Origin of the sequence: Haloferax profundi, assembly GCF_001469865.1 — an archaeon.
Taxonomy (GTDB): domain Archaea; phylum Halobacteriota; class Halobacteria; order Halobacteriales; family Haloferacaceae; genus Haloferax; species Haloferax profundi.
Window position 1 is genome coordinate 1 of sequence record NZ_LOPV01000298.1, and the last position, 1,380, is coordinate 1,380.

A 1,380-nucleotide genomic window follows, 5' to 3' on the forward strand; every position below is an offset into this window, starting at 1 on the left:
TCGTATTTCTGACCGCAGTCATCACATGCAGGTAACTCTTCATAAGTGGGTGGTCTGGTTGGGTCTCGCTCTACTTTGGCGTCCCTATTGAGGTGTTCAAAACTGGGTATTTCTCGCTCATCGGTGTTGTCGGGATTATCTTCCATCAAATCCCAGTCAATGTCAATCTAGCATAAGTCTGGTGGAGAAAGTAGGGGTTCATAACACATTATCGGAATAGTGGCGACTTTGAGACACCATCAATAAATATATCATACATGACGATAATCACATTTTGTGACAATAGTGAACAATTTCGACACTACTTCTCTTCATTGCCATCTTATTCGACAGGTGAATAATGGGCTGTGAGGACCTGCGCCAAATCACCGGAAGACAAGAAACGAAGCTTTCAGAGTTCAGAGGAGGCGTACTAGCAATTGATGCTACGTTCTGGCTCCAACGTTACTACCATGCAGTAGTCACTAAGCAGATCCCCAAGGATGACAGGGTTGTTGAAGGCGAGTGTGACATTTCACAGGCATTCTCTCTCCTCGTCTCTCTTCCTGACATTTTTCGCCACGACATCACGCCAGTATTTTTCTTTGACCCGATGCGTCGAAGTCGCCGCCGCTCAAAATCAGACACAACGATCTCCTACTTGCAACATGCCCCTAATCCTTCTGAGCCACAGAAACACTTCCCCTTTCTTCAAAGGGCAACTGAAGTGATGCTTTGGCATCTTGACATTCCCTTCTCTGTCGCTCCTTTGTATGCAGAGGCGGACGCTAGCGTGTACGTTAGGGGTGGATACGCTGATGCAGTCGTGAGTAACGATTATGACACATTATTATTCGGTGCGCCAACAACTCTTCGCAAACCTTTCGGCTCGCCATGGGAGACGGTAGAGTTCGAATCGACTTTAAACAGAAACGACCTCACGTACAGAGAGTTGCTCGATGTCGCAATCCTCACTGGAACCGACGAGATTCGTGGCCCCTACAATCGGCATATAGACGAAGCGATGAGCCTCGTAAAGAGCGCAGAAGACTTGGATGAGTTTGAACAAGAATATAATGAGTACCTTCGTGCGCCATCGCTGAACGTGAACGATCCCTACCCCACGTTCGAAGAACTCCGTATGCTCTATGAATACCCGGTAACCAATCCTCACTGTAACTGGCCAAAGCCATCAGGGCCGTCACCTGACATTCCATCACTTGTGAAGTTTCTGTACAAACTGGGTGTCCGTCCAGAACTCTTCAGTGTACTCTTAGATGACATCCAAGACGAAATCTAATTCTGTACCTGTGCATTCACCAAAGGACTAAGTGAGAGGGGAAAGAGCTTTTTTTGCTGGCTCAACGTCCAGCAAAGTTGTTGACTTCAGACATCACAACT

General features: G+C 47.1%; 1 protein-coding gene. It reads left to right on the forward strand.

Features of this window, described 5'->3' with window-relative positions; all coding sequences use genetic code 11:
* The first annotated feature begins 340 nt into the window (after nucleotides 1–340).
* A complete protein-coding gene (locus AUR66_RS12585) occupies nucleotides 341–1,279 on the forward strand; it encodes a hypothetical protein (protein WP_058572708.1) in 939 nt (312 codons plus the stop codon).
* The last annotated feature ends 101 nt before the right edge of the window (nucleotides 1,280–1,380 follow it).